Here is an 18864-nt window from a genome sequence, read left to right as displayed (position 1 = left end):
ATGAGTAACCAACAAGCTTGCCATGGTTGTAGCTTCACTCACCAATGTATTTGTCACCTGATACCTAGTGTCGCAAGCCAAATCGATCTTGTACTGCTCACTCATGAGAATGAACTGTCACGCGATACCAATACAGGGAAGCTGCTTCAGCAATCCCTTGATCAGTGTCAGTCCATTGTATGGCAAAGGAAAACACCACCAGCGGAGCTCATCGCACTGCTTGACGATGAAACACGACAACCGTTTCTTTTATTCCCAAGTGATCAAAGTGTCGAGTGCCAGCAAGCTGTAATGACCCAAGCCCAGAGCCGTAAGCCGCTATTCATCATCTTGGATGGCACATGGCAAGAAGCGAAGAAGATGCTTAACAAGAGCTCGTGGTTACAAGCCGTTCCGCAAGTTCACCTCGATATTACCAGCGAATCTTCATACACCTTGCGCCGCAACCAAGACAGTGGCCACTTGTGTACTTGTGAAGTGGGTATTGAGTTACTCAAATCTTTAGGTGAAAGTGAATCTGCCAAGCTCATTGATGACTACTACCAGCATTATCTAAAAGTGTTCCACGCCGACAAGTGTGGCCACGCCCTCAAATAGACCAAGCAGGCGCGCGGGAAGGTAAAAACACATTTCGGGACGAGACAGACACTAAAAACAAAAAGGGTGAGCCATAAGCTCACCCTTTTTACATCGTATTTTCGTTATTGAGGCAACCAGTGTTTCACGTGAAACGCTCGCTCCATCAAAACAAACGCTGAGGTTGACCAAAGTAATACCCTTGCAAGTAATCGACCCCCATGTCTTCAGCAATACGGCACACCTGCTCATTATGAACGAACTCCGCCACCGTCTTAGCATTCAGAATCTGGCATAAGCTCACCAACTGCTGAGCGATCTTGCGCTGCTTTTTATCTTTATCAATATTGCGAATCAAACTGCCATCAAGCTTGATCACCTGTGGTTCTAGCTTCAATATCTCATCAATGTTCGAATAGCCCGAACCAAAGTCATCAACAATAATATTCACACCAAGATCGCGGAAGTGATTACACACCTCAATCAAGCGACCGTAATCCTGAATTTGTTCCGTTTCTAACACCTCCAAGCCAATACGCTGTGGGTGACTGATTTTCTTGATCGCTTGTTCAAGGTGAAGAATGGTTTTCTCATTGCTGAAATCTTGTGGCGCTAAATTAATTGAGAACGAATCGGTTCGCTGACTCATAAAATCGAAGGTGCGCGTTATCATCTGACGACTGAGGCGTGTATAGAGATGGGTTCCTTCAATGATTGGCAAGAACTTACCCGGTGCAATTAACTGACCGTCCTCTTCAATTCGAACCAAACACTCGTAGCTCTCTACCTGATGACTGTGTGCTGAAACTATGGGCTGAGAGCACGCCACAATATTCTGATTAAGCACCGCGCGACTCACGCACGACAGCCAACCAAGTTGCTCTTGGCGATGCTTCTCCAATTGAATGAGTGCCTTGGCGCTCACTAGGTGCTTGTTCTGGCTGATAGCGCTGCGCCTCGCATCAATCGCCTTCAACAATAAGTCATCAATAGAGGTAGTCGGGAAATCTCGACGGCTGGCGATACCCGCACAGATAGACACCGACAAGTAATCAATATCGGGTAAACCGGTAGGCTCAAAATTCACATGCTCGGTTTGATCGGCAAATTCCGAGAATCGCTGATGAATATGTTCTTGGCTCGCCCAACTATCAAACACCACCGCCCACTCACCAATACCGATACTGTAGAGCTGACAGCCCTCATCAAAGAACTGCCACAGCGCCTTTTGAAAGTACTCACTCAAATCATGCAGAAGCTTGTCACCTACTCGATAACCATACTTCTCATTGATCTGACCAAAGGTCGTGACCTTCAAAGCTAGTAAGTGGCTATCACTGCTCATCTTCGACAGTTTCTCACGCAGCACACTTCGATTGGGTAAACCTGTACGGTGATCAATTCGATAGCTTGCCGTCAATGCAGTGGCTTGCTGCTGAATCTTACTCGCCATGCTGTTGTTCATGTCATCGACATCAAGCAGTGCATTTCGGATCAATGAAAACAGAGGGGATATGTTGGTCGCGGGTTGCGTCTCTAATGGCAATACCGCCTTACCCTCGCCTTCTCTAAGCGCAAGATAAGTGAGGCTATGGTGCAAGATTCGCTGTTGGCCATTCTCTTGATAAAGTTCTCCCATGCAGTAAACGCCATAGCTGTCGGCCAATTTTTGGAAAACCTCAACCTCTTGGTTGCCATCAATAAAGTCGATACGAGATGTACAGTTATAAATGAAGAACTGTTCTGGCCTATGAGAGGCGATCTGCTGCACGCCCAGTCGTATCTGCTCTAAGGTCAGTGATGGATGGTCATAACAAAACCGGACCTCATCGCCCACTTGGAACAGGCCGCTGAATTCTATCTCTCCACTTTCCGTTACCTTGAGTGGTAAGTGAATGTTTTGCTCTTTCGGGTCACCGACCATCAAGGGAAAGTTATGCAGTTGCTCAAAAGGCACTTCGAGGCCATCAGCGAGGTAACGATTGTAGAGTTCGCGAACAGGCATCCCATCCAGTTCCAACAACCGGTTCTCTTGAGCACCTGTCACTCGAAAAGTTCGACCAATCGGATTCCATTCAGTGTAGTAACCCTTAGCGATGGAGAGCTCAACACTGTGCAGCGCCAACATCACATAGGCATTTTCATAGCAAATGCCGTCTAACATCACCCATCGCCCATTATCTGTGATGGTCGATGCACCGCCACAGATCGGTAATGAATACATCGACTGCTCAAACGCTGAAAATAGATCTCGGTTATTTATCTGCAAGCGGTCTGCGAAACAGATGATGCTTTGAGTATTATCATTGCACTCAAGCTGTTGCCACATAGCGTGGCTATCGAGCAATGGTTGTTCGCTATATTCGACAACACCACAAGAGTAAGACGTCGCGTCAAAGCGGGTAACAATCAGATAAAGACCTTGGTGCAGGATGACACCTTGACTAATGTAGTGGTTAGCACTGCAACCAATCAATTTGGCATTGGGAAAAGTCGATTGAATCACTTGGCAGGCAGCCAAAACAGAACCTTTCTCGAAAGACGAAAACACCTGAATCAGTAGGCTTTCATGTTGATGAAAATCTATCTTTTCCAATTCACGTTGGGTTTGCTCAATGTCTTGTATCAGGAGAGAAGTCGACTGCATATTCACATTAATCGTTACGTTAATGATTTATTATTGTGCTTATTATAGATAAGGCTTGCACGGAATACTTGCGATCGCGTTATGAATAATGTGACCTTAGTTAGACATCATTCATTCCGCCAAAAAGCAGTCATTAATGGCGGCGCAGTACTTTTATAGCCAGTCGTTACACAATGCGGGAAGCTTTAACTGCTAAAACAGTCGCTTAGGCTCACCGAAGTAGTAACCCTGCAGATAATCGACACCCATTTGCTCTGCTATCTCACAAACCTGTTGGTTATGGACAAATTCAGCGACCGTTTTGGCATTGAACACTTGGCACAAACGAATCAACTGAGAGGCTATGTTTCTTTGTTTTTGATCTTTGTCGATATTACGAATCAAGCTACCGTCGAGCTTAATGATCTGTGGCTCAAGCTTAATGATTTCCTCGATGTTGGAGTAACCAGAGCCAAAGTCATCAACAATGATTCTCGCCCCGAGAGCACGGAAGTGATCACACACCTCAATCATGCGACCATAATCTTTAATCTGCTCAGACTCGAGAACCTCTAGGCCAAGTCGAGTGGGATCGTTCATAGCACTGATGGCGGTCTCGAGCACCTCAAGCGTCTTGTCGCTCAACAAATCTTGCGGGGATAGGTTGATAGAAAATGGGCTTTGCTTATCCGCCATATAACCTATGGTGTTCTTAATCATGTGTCGGCTGAGGCGAGTGTAAAGGTGCGTGTCGGCAATGATAGGTAAGAACTTACCTGGTGGCACAATGGTACCGTCTGACTCCATGATTCTGACCAAACACTCTTGGCCAATCATTTCGTGCGTAACCGACTCCACAATCGGCTGGGAATAGGTGATGATGTTCTGATCTAGAATCGCACGACTTACACAACTCAACCAACCGAGTTGCTCTTTGCGGTCCTCTTCGCTCACCTGAATATCTTTGGCATTGGTGATGTGGGTATTGTTACGTACTCCATAGCGTCGAGCTTCGATCGCTTTCAATAAGATCTGGTCACCACTGTCGGTTAAGAAGTCACAACGACTAGCAAAGCCGCCACACAGAGAAACTGACAGGTAATCAATATCAGCCAAACCATATGGCTCAAAATTTATGTGTTCGATGTCATCGGCGAACTCAACGAAACCTTCTTTTATTTTCGTACTACCAACACTAGCATTGAAGATAATCGCCCACTCTCCAACACCAATACTGAATAGCTCTACCTTCACGCGAGGCTCTTTAACCACACGAAGCTGTAATCGCTCGATAAAGTGATTAGACAGATCGAGTAGCAGCTGATCCCCCACTTGATAACCATACTTCTCGTTAACCTGATGGAAGTTGGTTAGCTTTAAGGTCAGCAGATGTTCACTGAACAGAATCGTATTGAGGCGCTCTTTCAGTACGATACGGTTCGGCAAACCAGTACGCGAGTCAATGCGATAGCTTTCGGTTAAGCGACGCGCTTGTTGATGGAGTTTCTTTTCCATCTGAGTATTCATACTGTCGAGATCAGCGACTGCATTTCTGACTAGGTTAAGCAATGGCGACACGGTTGAGCCACACTGAAAGTCTTCGCAATGAAACTCTTTAATCTCGTCAGACTCGCGCATAGCGATATAAGTCAAGCTGTGGTGCAGTATCTCTTGGCGGTCTTCATTACGGTATAGCTCCCCCATGCAGTAGGAACCACATGTATTCACTATCCCTTCAAATGGCTTGAGCTCAAGTTTACTGTCGATAAATTCAAGTCGAGATACGCAGTTATAAATGATCACCGATTCAGGCTGATGCATGGCTAGCATCTCGGCACCGTGGTGCACCTTTTCTGCAGTGAGCGATGGGTGGTTATAACAAAACTGCGCCTCTTCACCGACATGCCAAGGGCTATCAAACTCAATACTGCCATCATCATTAATACGTAGCGGCGTCGAGATACCCTTCTTTCTGCCAAGTTCTCGATAAAGTGGAAAGCTCATCAGTTGACTAAAAGGAAGGTCTTTGCCATCCGCAAGGTAATGTTTGAATACTTCAATAGCCGGCTTGTCGTTCAATGCGTATAAGCGATTTCCGATTGCGTGTGTGACTCGTAGCTTCATCCCAATCGGGTTCCACTCAGAGTACGCGTCCGACCAAACCTTCAATCTTGGGTTAGTCAGAGCCACAGCAACACAGGCGTGCTGGTAGGTTTGCTCGTTATACATAACCCAACGGCCAAATTCATTCTCATGGCACAGTCCACCAGCTATCGGCAAGGCGTAAGGCAAATTTTCAAAAGCGCTATAAATAGGATAATCATGCCCTTCAACCTGATCGCACAAGCTGATGACCGTTTTGGTTTCTTCTGTAAGGCGCAGCTGAAAAGCTAAGTCTTGGCTGTCTTGATTTGGATTGCCGGAAAAAGGCTGGACCGCAGAGGTTAGATGGGTTTCGTTGAACTCACTGATGATGACTAAGGTGCATGCACTTTCAAGGCAATTATCACAGATAACATGACGAGCACTCTGGCCAATTAGCGTCGCATTATTTAAACGATTGAGGGCAACACCCGCGATTTGACGAGCTAGATCTGAAGATTGAGCTGAGAAAATTTGAATAAGGTACTGTTTGCTGTCACACCATTCTCGCTGATCAAATTGAGCTCTAAATAACGCCTCAGTATTTGCGAGAAATGTAAATGTTTGCATGCCAACCCTTGTTCAAAATCGAGTGAAGTAACAACCCGCAACCACTGCTATGACTGAAATGAATCGATAAAAAGTAGTCGCCAATTATCCTAGCCTAATCAGGCTTTTATAGGCGACTAATGTAACAATTCAATAGCATAAATGCGACACAATAAGCTTACCGAGCCATTAAATTAGTCGCATAAGATCGCTAAGTTGGTCTATTTCAACATCAGGGAGCACACTCGCCTTCGGGGAGCGGTATAAATTGGAACCAGTGTCATTAAACCAGCACGCTTGGAAGCCATTTTGCTTGGCTCCATAGACATCCGTTTTGAGGTGATCGCCAACATGAAGAATATTCTCAGCGTCACAACCTAGGTGTTGCTGAGCTTTTTCAAACATATCTGGATAGGGTTTTGCTCTGCCATCAGGGCCGGCTTTAAGGATTAATTGAAAGTACAGCCCTAAGCCAATTTTGTGTGGATCGACATTGCCATTGGTAATCGCAACCAGAGGAATACGTTGGCTAAGTTCAGTCATCACTCGATGCGTTTCTTGAGGGACATCGACTTGATTACGCAACCACAAGGCATGCTCAATGCCCTCTCGAGCCGCTTGCTCTGCTTGCTGCAGAGAGTAACCCAATTGCAGCAAACCACTCTTAATCTGAGTTTCACGCCACACGGTGACATCATGTTTCAAAGCTGGATTTTCAGATGCGACTTGCTGCTTAATGCCCTGCCACTCTTCAAGCGATAAAGAAGCCGACACTGGGTGCTTTTGATAAAGCCACTGTGCCATCTCTTTCTCAACCTTCATGATCACAGGCCAGTTGTCATACAGGGTGTCATCCAAGTCAAAGGTCATGGCTTTGATGGGCTTTAACCCTCGATAAATTCGCATAGTAAACCCTTTAATCTAATCTTTATTCTTCTTACGAGCTCTCGGGTGAGCCTGATCATAAGCTTGTGCTAAGTGTTGGAAATCTAAGTGGGTATACACTTGGGTCGTCGAGATGTTTTCATGGCCAAGCAACTCTTGCACAGCACGAAGATTTTGGCTCGATTCCAGCACATGCGTTGCAAAGGAGTGACGCAGTTTATGCGGGCTGATGTGGCTCGCGACAGATTGCTTCTTGCCCCACTCTTCCATGCGCTTTTGCACGCTGCGGTGAGAGATACGAGTCCCGAGCTTAGAGACAAACAGCGCGGTTTCACCCGGTGAAGCCAATTCACCACGAACTTTGAGCCATTTATCGACCCACTCTTTAGCTAAACCAGAAAAAGGCGCTTTGCGTTCTTTGTCGCCTTTACCAATCACTCGGATTTCGCCTTGTCGACCCAACACATCTTTCAGATTGATGCCGACCAGTTCTGCCAGTCGTAATCCAGCACCATACATCACCTCCATCATCGCTCGATCACGAATCGACAATGGATCGTCCTCATTCACATCAAGCAGTTGACCCACTTCATCAACATCGAGGTTTTTAGGCAAAGGGCGTTGTTTGCGAGGTGCAGAGACACCTTTGGCTGGATTGGCGGTCATTTCGCCACGCAACACAAGGAAATCAAAGAAGCTGCGCAGTGACGATAAGCGCGTTGCAATGCTGCTCGCTTTCATTCCCTCACGCATGCCTTTACTGGCCAGTTGTCTGACCCACGCCGCATCGACTTGACCCCAATCCTTTAGCCCTAGAGTGACTAAATGACCGGCCATGGTTTCAAGTTGTTGTTTGTAATTACGTTGGGTGTGTAGGCTGAGTCCCTTCTCGCTTCGGAGATATTCATAGAAGCGAGAAAGTGGCTTTTGAAGGCTGTTAGGAAGAGGTATTTTGGGCTCTAGGCTCATTATTTATCTGCCAAGGTAAGGTGTCCGCCAAATGAGCGACAACAAGTGCTAAATGGCGTAAAAAGAGCGTATCCATATGGGGTTGGAAATGTCCGCCATCTTCACTAGAAAAGGCGAGCAAACCCAATGGAGACTGCTTAGCAAGCGGTAGTACTACATAAGAGCCTAGCTCTGGAACTGGATAATCACCAAACAAATCGTGTCTGTCGGCTTTTCTCAAGCGTCCAAGATAAGCATCTTTGCCATTGAAATGGTTAAGCGAAAACTTAGAGTAACCCTCAGCACTCAACTGATAAAAGCCAGATTGCGAAAGAATACGAACATGAGCCTTAAGCCCAAGATCTAACGCTTTTTGTTCAACGGCTTTTATCACCTGCATGAAGTCACTGCATTTCAGCACTTGCGCTTGCAGATCCATAAACTCATAGAAGGTTTTATCGTTATTTGCTGCCAACGACATCAAGCCAGTGATCTCTTCTTCAAGCTCTTCGATTCGATGACGTTGGCGTTTAAGCTGAACCTCAACCAGAGAAACAGCGCCCTGCTCAACGTTATTGATAGCAAGGCGATCAACCAAATCTTTTCGGTCTTGGAAAAAATCTGGGTTATCACGTAAATATTCCGCGACCACTTCTGCGGTGAGTGCGTCGGCTTCAACGTAAGACAAAACCTATCCTTTATTTTTATGAATATATTTGTTTTGGGTCGTTATTAGCAAGAAAGTTGACCATCAAACACATGCGTTGCAGGGCCGGTCATAAACAGAGGTTTACCCGGGCCTTGCCAGCTAATGTGTAAGTCACCGCCTGGTAGACGAACCTTCACATTCTCAGCCAGTAAGCCTTGAGTGATACCCACTGCAACTGCGCCACACGCTCCGCTGCCACATGCCTGAGTTTCACCCGCGCCGCGTTCGTAAACACGTAGACGAACTTCTTCACGGTTAACGACCTGCATAAAGCCAGCATTAACACGCTCAGGGAAACGTTCATGTGATTCAAGTAGTGGGCCTAAGGTGTCCACATCAGCCGTGTCGACGTCATCAACCACGGTAACCACATGTGGGTTACCCATGCTTACCGCACCACAGAATAAGGTGTGTACATCCGTTCTTAGGATATACGTCTTCTCTGGCTGCTTGGCCTTGAATGGAATCTTGCCGGGTTCGAACTCAGGAATGCCCATGTTCACCGTGATCAGGTCATTCTCTTCAATCTTGAGAACCATTTTACCTTTCTTGGTACTCACGTTGATGCTGTACTTATTCGTTAAGCCTTTCATGCGAACGAATCGTGCAAAACAACGTGCACCATTGCCACACTGCTCCACTTCACTGCCATCCGCATTGAATATGCGGTAATGGAAATCAGTTTCTGGATCATAGGGAGCCTCAACCACAAGTAGCTGATCAAAGCCCACACCAGTGTGACGATCCGCCAAACGACGGATCAAATCTGGAGAAAAGAAAATATTTTGAGTAATGCAGTCCACGACCATGAAATCATTGCCCAAACCATGCATTTTAGAAAAGTGGAAGTGCATAACGCTTAAAATTACTCCGGAAGAATGTTTTCAAGTTCCCACAGACTCGTAAGCTCTTCACGCTGACGAACCAAGTGAGTTTTATCGCCATCCACCATCACTTCAGCCGCACGCGAACGAGTGTTGTAGTTAGATGACATCGCGAAGCCATAAGCACCCGCTGAACGAACTGCTAGCAGATCACCTTCTTCAAGAACAAGGTCACGATCTTTACCTAGGAAATCGCCTGTCTCACAGATTGGGCCAACCAAATCGTAAGTCACAGCTTCACCCTGACGAGGGCTAACAGGAACAATATCCTGCCAAGCTTGATAAAGTGCTGGGCGCATTAGGTCGTTCATTGCTGCATCGATGATGGCAAAGTTCTTGTGCTCTGTTGGCTTGAGGAACTCGACTTTCGTTAATAATACACCAGCGTTAGCAGCAATCGCTCTTCCAGGCTCGAAAATCAGCTCTAGATCAGAATGATTGTCTAGGCGAGCCAATAAGGCTTTCGCGTAGTCAGAAGGCTGTGGTGGTAATTCATCACGATAAACCACACCCAAGCCGCCACCGACATCAAGGTGTTTGATGTTGATACCGTTAACACGTAGCTGGTCGATCAGCGCAAGTAGGCGATCGGTTGCATCGATGAAAGGTTCGATATCCGTTAACTGAGAACCAATGTGGCAATCAATACCATGGATAGACAAGTTATCGAGTGTTTTTGCAAACTCATAGACAGCAGGAGCACGGTCGAAAGCGATACCAAACTTGTTATCACGCAGACCAGTAGAGATATAAGGGTGAGTGTTCGCATCAACGTCTGGGTTGATACGCAGTGAAATCGGCGCTTTAACACCAAGCTCACCAGCTACTTTATTCAGTCGCTCTAGTTCTGGTTCAGACTCTACGTTGAAACACTTAATGTTCAACTCAAGCGCACGCTTCATTTCAGCGGCTGTTTTACCGACACCAGAGAATACAACTTTTGCTGGATCGCCACCGGCAGCAACCACACGCTCTAGCTCACCGCCAGAAACGATATCGAAGCCAGAGCCCAAACGAGCCAAAGTATTCAACACGCCAAGGTTTGAGTTAGCTTTAACGGCATAACACACCAAGTGCGGATGCTCACCAACCGATGAATCAAACGCATTCCAGTGGCGTTCTAATGTTGCACGAGAATATACATACAGCGGTGTACCATATTGCTCTGCTAGTTGTGAAAGTGCGACGTCCTCAGCCCAAAGCTGGCCATCTTCCTGATAGTTGAAGTAATCCAAAGTTCTTATCCCTTATAAATAACGATTTCTGCGTGTTTTCACTTATTGTGATTGTTCGGTTTGCTGAACTTCATCAGGATCGTACAAAGGACCCGTTTGACCACAACCAGAAAGTCCAATAACGGACATCATAAATAGAGCAGCAATTAATTTTTTCATTTTGCATATCGTGATTATTAACTCAATGCCCCCTATAATCGCACCACACTCAGGAAAAGCAATAGGATAGAAAGGATGAACGAGACTGAATTTCATCAGCTGGTCGATATACAGATGCAAAACATCGAAGAAGCTATCGATGAATCAGAGGCAGATATTGATTACGAAGTGACTGGTAACGTGATGACGCTGGAGTTTGAGAACCGCAGCCAAATCATCATTAACCGCCAAGAACCAATGAAAGAAATCTGGTTAGCGTCTAAATCTGGTGGCTTTCACTTCAAGCTAGTTGACGACAAGTGGACATGTTCAAAGACGGGCATGGAGCTGTTTGAGATGGTTAAAGAAGAATGCGTGAAGCACGCAGGTGAAGCGATCGATTGGGTCTAATCATTTGTAAGCAAAACTAAAAAGGAGTGAATCAATCACTCCTTTTTCAATATCAATCGGGCTTAGTAAGACTAGATGTTGACTATCTTTGAGCTCCGAGAAGCTAAAGTTGCATCGTTACGATAAGGCACAACGTAAGAATTGCCTTCTTCAGGATGAACGATTTGGTAGTACTGAGGTAGGTTAAAGTTAATCAACTTAGACGACATCTTCGACTCATCTTTTACCGATGTGTAGAAAGAATTCACGCTCGCGATCATCTCATCTTTTTCACCGCTGTACTGGTGGTAGACCTCAACTTGGTTCGACTCGTCCAATACATAAATATTGAAGCCTTTGTCGGTATCTTCGAAAAAGAACTGAATCAAGCCCTCACTCGCAAAACCATCCACCACTTCTGGTAGCTGATACTCTTGCTCTTTATCGAGCATCAGTAAAGGTGAGCCTTTGAGCTTATTGGTTGAGATGCTACGGTAGAAATCGACCGAGTTTTCCAACATCTGTACCGACACACCACGACGTTCGAAGAACAGACCAAACATCTTATTAGCTAAACGAATAGCCTTAAAGCGGCGGCGCTTCTCGGGTTCAATCGGTTTCAATCGTAAATCGATACACTCAGCAAGCAGTTGATACACCATGTTACGCATCACACCACGCAGGTTTTTGCTGTAACAGAACACATCAACCGATTCTGGCGGTAAAGCATCTTGGTGCATTTTGCCAAGTACCGTCTTCAGCGCATCCAGCATTGCCGTATCACCTTGGAAATGCAGCGTACGTACTTCATGCCAAGAGTTACGATAAACTAAGTCGACACTGCCGACTAAGCTCTTACCTTCCTCACCAAAGCTGAAGATATCGGCGTTCTTGAGGTCCACTTTTAATGCACGACCACTTAATTCAGACGTCGGGTCATTTTCAAAGTTGATGAACATCGCTAGCTGGCTTATCTCACACGGGCTCGCCAGTGCTTGCATACTTGGGCGACGCTTACGCAAAGAAAACGTATTACGCAGGTCGCTCACCATTTGATAGAACTTATCGATATCGATGTGAGCGTCACGTACCACAGAGTGCAAACGTGTCGACTCGGTAATCAAGCCATTAAAAAACGACCATGCTACCAACTTACTCAAGTACTCATGGTGCTCTAGAGAAGGCTGACCAAGAATGCGGTGTGCAACCAGTGGCTGCTTATACAAGTACCAACCTGCTTTATTCGACTGACCCTGACGAACTTCGATGAAGCTCAAGTCGGGTTCATGCAGATCCGGAGAGATTTGTGGGTTCAGCAGTGTCACTTTACCTGGCAATACCTCAAACGCAGCGTAAAGCTTACGTGCCAAGATACTGATATCTTGTGGGCTGATTGCCGAAGTGATGTCGTTACGACGCGCAAATTGAATCAGATTACGGTAGCTCAGCATCAAGGCATCAAGCAGTGCATGGTGCACCACTTTAACCTGCTCAACCTTCCAGTTACGGCGGTTATCGAGCTCAGCAATGGTTTCATGTCCCCAATTCCAAGACTTAGTCATCTCAGTCAAGGCTTCACGACGCCACGCAACAGAACCAATGCCCGCATCTCGTGACAGCTTCTCGTGGGTCTTAAGATAAAAACAGCGTCTTACCAAGTCCAATCGAGTGTGGTCGTTAATGCGTTCTAGATAGCGCGTTACCTTTTCAAGCATCAGATAGTAGCTATCCATGCCATACAGATCCGGTTCATCCGCAAAGAAGCGGCGCTTGGTATCAATACTCAGCAGTTGGGTGTTTGGGTATTCCCACGAATAGGCCTCTAACAGGATCGCCTTCAAAACCGATTTATACGGTGAGTCGATACTCTTATAGAGCTGCCACAGGTTTGAACCAAAGTACTCTTCAGCGGGAATACGATTCAGCTTGCCGAAATCGATCCACTGCGAGCAATCAAGATAACCATCCTGACACAAACCTTGAACATACTCGTCGTAACACTCTTCCATTTCTGGCGGAATGATTTGCCACAACAAACGCTGACCAGCTAAACGAACCGCAGAGCGATAGAACTCATCAAGCAGTAATAAATGCTGTGAAGAACCACAGTTATCGCCTGTCATCTCTTCTGAATGGTTCGAACGGAAACGCTCTTCATCCATCAAGAAGAAGTTCGCTTCAACCCCTAAGGTTTCAGCCCAATCAGTAATCAAGAGACACTTGTTGGTTAGGCTATCGCGAGAGGCGCCATCCATATCCGGGGAAACACACACCCAGATATCAAGATCACTTGAAGTGCTTTGACCAATAGAAGAAGTACTACCCATGGTGTACAAGCCAAGGATTGCTGGTTCATCCGTCTCGGTGAGTTTGCCACCCAGCGTTAATTCGGTATCAGAGACAAATTGCTTTTGGAATTCATTAAGCGTGAAGCTACGAATTCCAAAAGGAACTTGTTGGTCATAATAACCAGGCATCATCGGGTGATTGAAGTGAAGCAGTGCGGGAATAAGGTTGAATACTCGCTGGCCTTGCACATTCATCAACGCCAACGCACGATCAATGCGCTGCTGATTTAGATTGTCTAATCGTTGAATCAAAGTTTGAGTGTAAGCCTGCAAGGTAAGTCCTTGGTTTGAGGTTAAGTGCAGTTCTGTTTAGTTACTGAACGAAAGGAGCAACAAAACGTGATCAATTTAACACTTTTACCCTTAATGGTAAAGCAAAGGAACCCGTCATACTGGTCAATTCCTTGATGACAGAAAGTTAAACTCACGGCGCCGTAGTGTCCTCTTTATTGACTATTTCTAATAATAGCCCATGTTTCAAATGAGATACTAATCACACTATTTTGGTGAACTCATGAAAATCTCTCAGCTATCAAAGTATGGAATGATCAAACAGTAAGAATTCTCGCCTCATAATGGTAGGATTAGGCTATTACAGAACCTATATCGGAAACACCATGACAAATTCAGCACCAATCCGTATCGCGACCAGAAAAAGCCCTCTTGCCCTTTGGCAGGCATACTTTGTAAGGGATGCACTGCAAGCTGCTCACCCTGGTTTAGAGGTTGAGTTGGTAACTATGGTGACCAAAGGTGACATCATCCTAGACACTCCGCTTGCTAAAGTGGGTGGTAAAGGACTGTTCGTTAAAGAACTTGAAGTAGCCATGCTAGAAGGTCGTGCTGACCTAGCGGTTCACTCAATGAAAGATGTACCTGTCGACTTCCCTGAAGGTCTAGGTCTGGTAACAATTTGTGAGCGCGAAGATCCGCGTGACGCTTTCGTATCAAACACTTACAACAACATCGACGAACTCCCACAAGGTGCTGTCGTGGGTACGTGCAGTCTGCGTCGCCAATGCCAACTGTTAGAATACCGTCCAGATCTGATCATCAAAGAGCTGCGCGGCAACGTTGGTACTCGTCTAGGTAAACTCGATGATGGTCAATACGATGCGATCGTACTGGCTGCTGCAGGTCTTAAACGTCTAGAGCTAGAAGAGCGTATTCGTAGCTTCATCGAACCAGAGCAGTCTCTCCCTGCTGTTGGCCAAGGCGCTGTTGGTATTGAGTGTCGCCTTGATGACGAGCGTCTGATTAAACTCCTTGAACCACTGAATCATAAAGACACGGCTGATCGTGTACTGTGCGAACGTGCAATGAACCTTACCCTAGAAGGTGGCTGTCAGGTTCCTATCGGCAGCTACTCATTATTAGATGGCGAAAACATCTGGCTACGTGCATTAGTTGGTGAACCGGACGGTTCTAAGATGGTTCGTGGTGAGATCTCTGGCCCTCGCAAAGATGCAGAAGCACTTGGCGTGACTCTGGCAAATCAATTGCTGGATGATGGCGCGAGAGAAATCTTAACCAAGCTCTACGTTGACCAAGAATAATCATGACAGTGTTGGTGACTCGTCCCGGTTCAGAGGGACAATCGCTTTGCCAACAACTAGCGGATGAAGGGGTTCAAGCAATCCATCATCCGCTGATTCGTATCGTGGATAATCCCAACTCTGCGGATTTAAGCACCCAGCTTAATAACAGCGATATCATTATTGCAGTCAGTCACCACGCCGTGGCGGCTGCCCAAAGCATCCTTTCAAAAACCTCATCCATTTGGCCTACTTCGCCGCTTTATCTTGGCGTTGGTCAAAAAACTGCGCACGTTTTAAGCAAAGTCTGTAAACAAAAAGTAAACTATCCTCAAGTTAGTGATAGTGAACATCTTCTTAAACTTACTGAACTTAATGGCGTAGAAAATAAGTCCATTTTGATACTACGTGGCAATGGTGGGCGTGAGCTCATTAGGGATTCTCTACTCAATCGAGGTGCACAAGTCTCTTATTGTGAGACCTACCGTAGAGAATATATTCCTATTAGCGACCACAATACCTATCAAACATGGATAAACAAAAAAACGTCCAAAGTTGTCATCACTAGTCAGGAACAATTGGAGTATCTCTGCTCAATTACCCCTGATGAGTATTTGGCTTGGCTTTCAACAAGACATCTATTTGTCCCAAGCCAGCGCATTGTAGAACGAGCACAACAACTCGGCTTCTCGAATGTGACCAATACTCACAGTGCTACGAACCAAATATTACTGGCTGCTCTCCGGCCCTAGCTAGAAACAGGAAATAAGCATGACAAGCAAAAAAAATAATGAGCATATTGAACCTGAAAAGAAACAAGATACTCAGCCAGTAGTTGTTGAAAACGAAAAAGCTGACTCTACAGAGACAAAACAACCTGAACAGAAGCTTGATGCCTCTGCTTCAAATACCACTAAAAATGAGCAGCCTCAAGCTGAGCATAAAGAGCAAATAGAGAAAGCAGAAAAGCAAGGTAAGCGCGGTGTCAAACTAGGCGCTATTGCGATCGCTATTTCAATTATCTTCAGTGGCGGTATCGCATTTCAAATGCAGCAAAAGAGCGCTGAATACTCGGCTCAAATAGCCGCTCTTCAAGCACAACTTCAAAATACCCAATCTGCGGTAAATAAAGACCTACAAACCATCAAGCAAGAGACTATCCAAGAAGCCTCACACGCGGTGGAGAAAACTCAGGTCGTGCAATCTCAACAGCAGAAGAGCATTCAAAGCCTGCAGTTAGCAGTGGCTGACGTGAAAGGTCGCCGCCCGAATGACTGGTTACTTGCCGAAGCCGATTACCTTGTGAAACTAGCAGGACGTAAACTGTTCCTCGAGCATGATGCCGTTAGCGCAACCAAGTTAATGGAAAGCGCCGATCAACGTATCGCAGCACTGAATGACCCGAGCTTAGTGTCACTGCGTCAATCAATGACCAATGACATTACCAAGCTTCGCACTATTCCTCTGATCGACCGTGACGGCTTAGTTCTGCGTATCACAAGCTTGCAACAGCAAGTCGATACACTGCCGCTTGCCAATGCGATTCTTCCGGAAGCTGCGGTTGTTGAGAAAAAAGCGGTATCGCAAGATATTAATGATTGGCAGAACAACCTGATGACGTCGATGAAAGACTTCTCAGAAAACTTCATTACCTTCCGTAGTCGTGATGGCGAAGTTATCCCTCTACTCTCTCCTGAACAACACTTCTACCTGCGTGAAAACATCAAAGGTAAATTAGAAACCGCGATTCGCGCCGTCTACAAAGAACAAGGTGAACTCTATAGCGCAGCTCTTAATACCGCTAGCGAGTGGTCGAAAGCGTATCTAAACCAAGATAACAACTCAGTGATTGAATTTGAGAAAGCGATTAAACAGCTAAGTGAACAGAACATCTCTGTGAAATACCCTGTAAAGCTTGAATCTCAAAATGAGTTGTCAGATGTGATACGTGAGCGCCTACGTCGTGAAGTCACCGTTATGACCACGGAGGAAAAATAATGATTCGTTGGATTTTTCTTTTTCTCGTTCTAGGTGCTGGGTTAATTGTTGGTACTCAGTTCTCTGGTCAACAAGGCTACGTTCTGATCTCAATTGCGAATAAGACCATTGAGATGAGCGTGACAACACTGGTTATCTTCGTCATCGCTCTTCTAGCGGCTCTATTCGGCTTAGAGTACCTATTTAAAAAGCTTATGTACGCGAGCTCGACAACTTGGAATTGGTTCAGTGTTCGTAAATTGAAACGCTCTCGTCGTTATACCAATGAAGGCATCATCAAGCTGCTTGAAGGTGACTGGAAAGGCGCTGAGAAGAAGGTAACACGTTGGGCTAACCATCACGACATGCCTCTACTTTGTTATTTAGTCGCTTCTCAAGCGGCGCACGAACAAGGTAATACGAGTGAGCGAGATAAGTACATCGAGCTTGCTAGCCAACAGGACGACTCTCTACTGGCGGTTGAGCTAACTAAAGCTAAACAGCAAATCAGCGAGTCAAACTACGAAGCTGCATTCGATACACTTTCTACCCTAAAAGGCACATACCCTAATAACACTGCTGTACTTGGCCTGTTAAAAGCCACTTACTTGCAACTGAAGTTATGGCAGCCATTGCTAGAGTTAACGCCTAAATTAGTTAAGAACAAACTTCTAACAGCTGATGAGCAACGTGAATTAGAACAGAAAGCACAATGTGGATTACTTCATGATGTAGCTCAACAACAAGGTAGCGAAGGTTTAATCAGCCATTGGAACAAGCTTTCAAGAAAGCAGAAACAAAGTTCGCACCTTGTATCTTGCTTTGTGAAGCAACTGATCGCTCGCAAAGCTGACTCAGAAGCGTTCACAGTGATCAAAGAGAACATTGCGAAGAGTGGTTCAAATGAACTCTACATGTTGCTTCCAGAGCTGAACTTATCCGATCACCACCCAGTAGTGGTCATGCTAGAACGTGCAATTAGTAAAGACAGTGGTAATGCCGAAGCACACAGCGCGCTGGCTCAGTTCTACTTAAGAGAGCAGAAGTGGGCGGAAGCACAAAGCCACTTCGAAAAAGCCCTAGCACTTCGCTCAAATGTTTCAGATTACGGATACCTATCTGACGCACTAGAGAAGCAAAACTTAACGAAAGCAGCTCACGAGGTTTCTCGTAAAGCGCTCGCTCTAGTTCAACCCGCTTAACTCTAAGCGACTCAAACTAAGCCGATGTCTAGCATCGGCTTTTTTGTATCTGCTATTTAACCCTAGATAACTTCTACAATAGCTATAAACCAAGCTCATCAAACACTTACCTGCCCAATACCAACTAACCATGAAATTGCTCAACTGGGCTTCTCAAACACACGGAGAACGACTTTAGTTGTGTCTGTACGTAGTTTTACCATTCTTATAAACAAGTCCTTATAAGAGGTTCGAGAGGAGTCATAGAGAAAAGTGATACCTTGAAGTTCAAGAACAAATGGAGATCAGCTTGAGAGAAGGCGCTTAAAGATATTTACCCGCAGACAGATGCCCACTTAAAGTCACGTTGAATTAACAATTAAATAGCCATCAACGTTCCAACTATAAACCGTTATAACCGGGGAGTTCACGTAACTGCCTGTAGATTAATCTATTAAGTAGAGGGAGATAGCAAGAGTTACCGACCAACAAAACCTTGTTATTAGAAACGAGGCATCTTTATCAGCCAGTTCAAATTAGTAGGAGATAGAGCTCTCAAGACGCTCAGGAAAAGTTAATCAACGAACCAATAGCCACAAGTATAAACTTACGTAATCAAGCGCTGCTAGAGAGAGCAGAGCTTAATAATAAGTGTCGGAATATCAGAGCTCGTGATCAACGTAAAGCGCCTCTACAAACTCTGAGACGAATAATAAGACTCATACCAATCCGGAAAATTAA

General features: G+C 45.6%; 15 protein-coding genes. 6 read left to right on the top strand and 9 right to left on the bottom strand.

Features of this window, described 5'->3' with window-relative positions:
- On the top strand, nucleotides 1-597 hold the full coding sequence (locus AB4263_RS15290; RefSeq protein ID WP_017061019.1) for a tRNA-uridine aminocarboxypropyltransferase: 597 nt from the start codon (nucleotides 1-3) through the stop codon (nucleotides 595-597).
- Nucleotides 598-742: 145 nt separating this feature from the next.
- Here the strand turns inward: AB4263_RS15290 and AB4263_RS15285 are convergent, their stop codons facing one another.
- The 8 genes from AB4263_RS15285 to lptM form a co-directional block, all read right to left on the bottom strand.
- Nucleotides 743-3223 carry an EAL domain-containing protein gene (locus tag AB4263_RS15285; RefSeq protein WP_372098455.1) on the bottom strand — a complete coding sequence of 827 codons (2481 nt, stop codon included), beginning with the start codon at nucleotides 3221-3223 and terminating at the stop codon, nucleotides 743-745.
- A 192-nt stretch (nucleotides 3224-3415) separates the two neighbouring features.
- Nucleotides 3416-5914 carry an EAL domain-containing protein gene (locus tag AB4263_RS15280; protein WP_372098454.1) on the bottom strand — a complete coding sequence of 833 codons (2499 nt, stop codon included), beginning with the start codon at nucleotides 5912-5914 and terminating at the stop codon, nucleotides 3416-3418.
- 168 nt (nucleotides 5915-6082) lie between these two features.
- Nucleotides 6083-6799 carry a 5-amino-6-(5-phospho-D-ribitylamino)uracil phosphatase YigB gene (yigB, locus tag AB4263_RS15275; RefSeq protein WP_017068593.1) on the bottom strand — a complete coding sequence of 239 codons (717 nt, stop codon included), beginning with the start codon at nucleotides 6797-6799 and terminating at the stop codon, nucleotides 6083-6085.
- Nucleotides 6800-6814: 15 nt separating this feature from the next.
- Nucleotides 6815-7747, bottom strand: coding sequence for a tyrosine recombinase XerC (gene xerC / locus AB4263_RS15270; protein WP_017061015.1), 933 nt, complete (start codon nucleotides 7745-7747; stop codon nucleotides 6815-6817).
- Complete coding sequence (locus tag AB4263_RS15265; protein WP_017061014.1) at nucleotides 7716-8414, bottom strand: DUF484 family protein; 699 nt, start codon at nucleotides 8412-8414, stop codon at nucleotides 7716-7718. Before AB4263_RS15265 ends, xerC begins: the two co-directional genes overlap by 32 nt.
- 44 nt (nucleotides 8415-8458) lie before the next feature.
- Complete coding sequence (gene dapF / locus AB4263_RS15260; protein WP_017061013.1) at nucleotides 8459-9289, bottom strand: diaminopimelate epimerase; 831 nt, start codon at nucleotides 9287-9289, stop codon at nucleotides 8459-8461.
- A gap of 11 nt (nucleotides 9290-9300) precedes the next feature.
- Nucleotides 9301-10554, bottom strand: a complete 1254-nt coding sequence (gene lysA / locus AB4263_RS15255; RefSeq protein WP_372098453.1) for a diaminopimelate decarboxylase — start codon at nucleotides 10552-10554, stop codon at nucleotides 9301-9303.
- A gap of 42 nt (nucleotides 10555-10596) precedes the next feature.
- Nucleotides 10597-10713, bottom strand: a complete 117-nt coding sequence (gene lptM / locus AB4263_RS24380) for an LPS translocon maturation chaperone LptM (protein ID WP_017063757.1) — start codon at nucleotides 10711-10713, stop codon at nucleotides 10597-10599.
- Between the two features lie 75 nt (nucleotides 10714-10788).
- Between lptM and cyaY the strand changes: the two genes are divergently transcribed.
- Nucleotides 10789-11103 (top strand): iron donor protein CyaY, encoded by a 315-nt coding sequence (gene cyaY / locus AB4263_RS15245; protein WP_017061010.1) that lies wholly within the window; start codon nucleotides 10789-10791, stop codon nucleotides 11101-11103.
- Between the two features lie 71 nt (nucleotides 11104-11174).
- Here cyaY and AB4263_RS15240 read toward each other — a convergent pair whose 3' ends face one another.
- Nucleotides 11175-13703 (bottom strand): class I adenylate cyclase, encoded by a 2529-nt coding sequence (locus AB4263_RS15240; protein WP_017066755.1) that lies wholly within the window; start codon nucleotides 13701-13703, stop codon nucleotides 11175-11177.
- Between the two features lie 344 nt (nucleotides 13704-14047).
- Here AB4263_RS15240 and hemC point away from each other — a divergent pair, with 344 nt between their 5' ends.
- From hemC to AB4263_RS15220, 4 genes are read left to right on the top strand one after another with little or no spacing between them, the layout of a single operon-like run.
- Nucleotides 14048-14986 carry a hydroxymethylbilane synthase gene (gene hemC, locus AB4263_RS15235; protein WP_017061008.1) on the top strand — a complete coding sequence of 313 codons (939 nt, stop codon included), beginning with the start codon at nucleotides 14048-14050 and terminating at the stop codon, nucleotides 14984-14986.
- 2 nt (nucleotides 14987-14988) lie between these two features.
- Nucleotides 14989-15717: a uroporphyrinogen-III synthase gene (locus tag AB4263_RS15230; RefSeq protein WP_017061007.1), complete on the top strand. Its 729-nt coding sequence runs from the start codon at nucleotides 14989-14991 to the stop codon at nucleotides 15715-15717.
- A gap of 19 nt (nucleotides 15718-15736) precedes the next feature.
- Nucleotides 15737-16963, top strand: coding sequence for a uroporphyrinogen-III C-methyltransferase (locus AB4263_RS15225; protein ID WP_372098452.1), 1227 nt, complete (start codon nucleotides 15737-15739; stop codon nucleotides 16961-16963).
- Nucleotides 16963-18144, top strand: coding sequence for a heme biosynthesis protein HemY (locus AB4263_RS15220; protein ID WP_017061005.1), 1182 nt, complete (start codon nucleotides 16963-16965; stop codon nucleotides 18142-18144). Before AB4263_RS15225 ends, AB4263_RS15220 begins: the two co-directional genes overlap by 1 nt.
- Nucleotides 18145-18864: the final 720 nt, after the last annotated feature.

Origin of the sequence: Vibrio sp. 10N.261.55.C5, from assembly GCF_041470505.1 — a bacterium.
Classification (GTDB): domain Bacteria; phylum Pseudomonadota; class Gammaproteobacteria; order Enterobacterales; family Vibrionaceae; genus Vibrio; species Vibrio crassostreae_C.
This window is presented reverse-complemented; position numbering and strand designations above follow the sequence as displayed.

What these genes read in the sequence shown, in the direction of transcription:
- AB4263_RS15220 (WP_017061005.1), top strand. Translation starts at nt 16,963, where the DNA reads ATGATTCGTTGGATTTTTCTTTTTCTCGTTCTAGGTGCTGGGTTAATT.
- xerC (WP_017061015.1), bottom strand. Translation starts at nt 7,747, where the DNA reads ATGAGCCTAGAGCCCAAAATACCTCTTCCTAACAGCCTTCAAAAGCCA.
- AB4263_RS15225 (WP_372098452.1), top strand. Translation starts at nt 15,737, where the DNA reads ATGACAAGCAAAAAAAATAATGAGCATATTGAACCTGAAAAGAAACAA.
- AB4263_RS15290 (WP_017061019.1), top strand. Translation starts at nt 1, where the DNA reads ATGAGTAACCAACAAGCTTGCCATGGTTGTAGCTTCACTCACCAATGT.
- dapF (WP_017061013.1), bottom strand. Translation starts at nt 9,289, where the DNA reads ATGCACTTCCACTTTTCTAAAATGCATGGTTTGGGCAATGATTTCATG.
- lptM (WP_017063757.1), bottom strand. Translation starts at nt 10,713, where the DNA reads ATGAAAAAATTAATTGCTGCTCTATTTATGATGTCCGTTATTGGACTT.
- AB4263_RS15280 (WP_372098454.1), bottom strand. Translation starts at nt 5,914, where the DNA reads ATGCAAACATTTACATTTCTCGCAAATACTGAGGCGTTATTTAGAGCT.
- yigB (WP_017068593.1), bottom strand. Translation starts at nt 6,799, where the DNA reads ATGCGAATTTATCGAGGGTTAAAGCCCATCAAAGCCATGACCTTTGAC.
- hemC (WP_017061008.1), top strand. Translation starts at nt 14,048, where the DNA reads ATGACAAATTCAGCACCAATCCGTATCGCGACCAGAAAAAGCCCTCTT.
- AB4263_RS15230 (WP_017061007.1), top strand. Translation starts at nt 14,989, where the DNA reads ATGACAGTGTTGGTGACTCGTCCCGGTTCAGAGGGACAATCGCTTTGC.
- cyaY (WP_017061010.1), top strand. Translation starts at nt 10,789, where the DNA reads ATGAACGAGACTGAATTTCATCAGCTGGTCGATATACAGATGCAAAAC.
- AB4263_RS15285 (WP_372098455.1), bottom strand. Translation starts at nt 3,223, where the DNA reads ATGCAGTCGACTTCTCTCCTGATACAAGACATTGAGCAAACCCAACGT.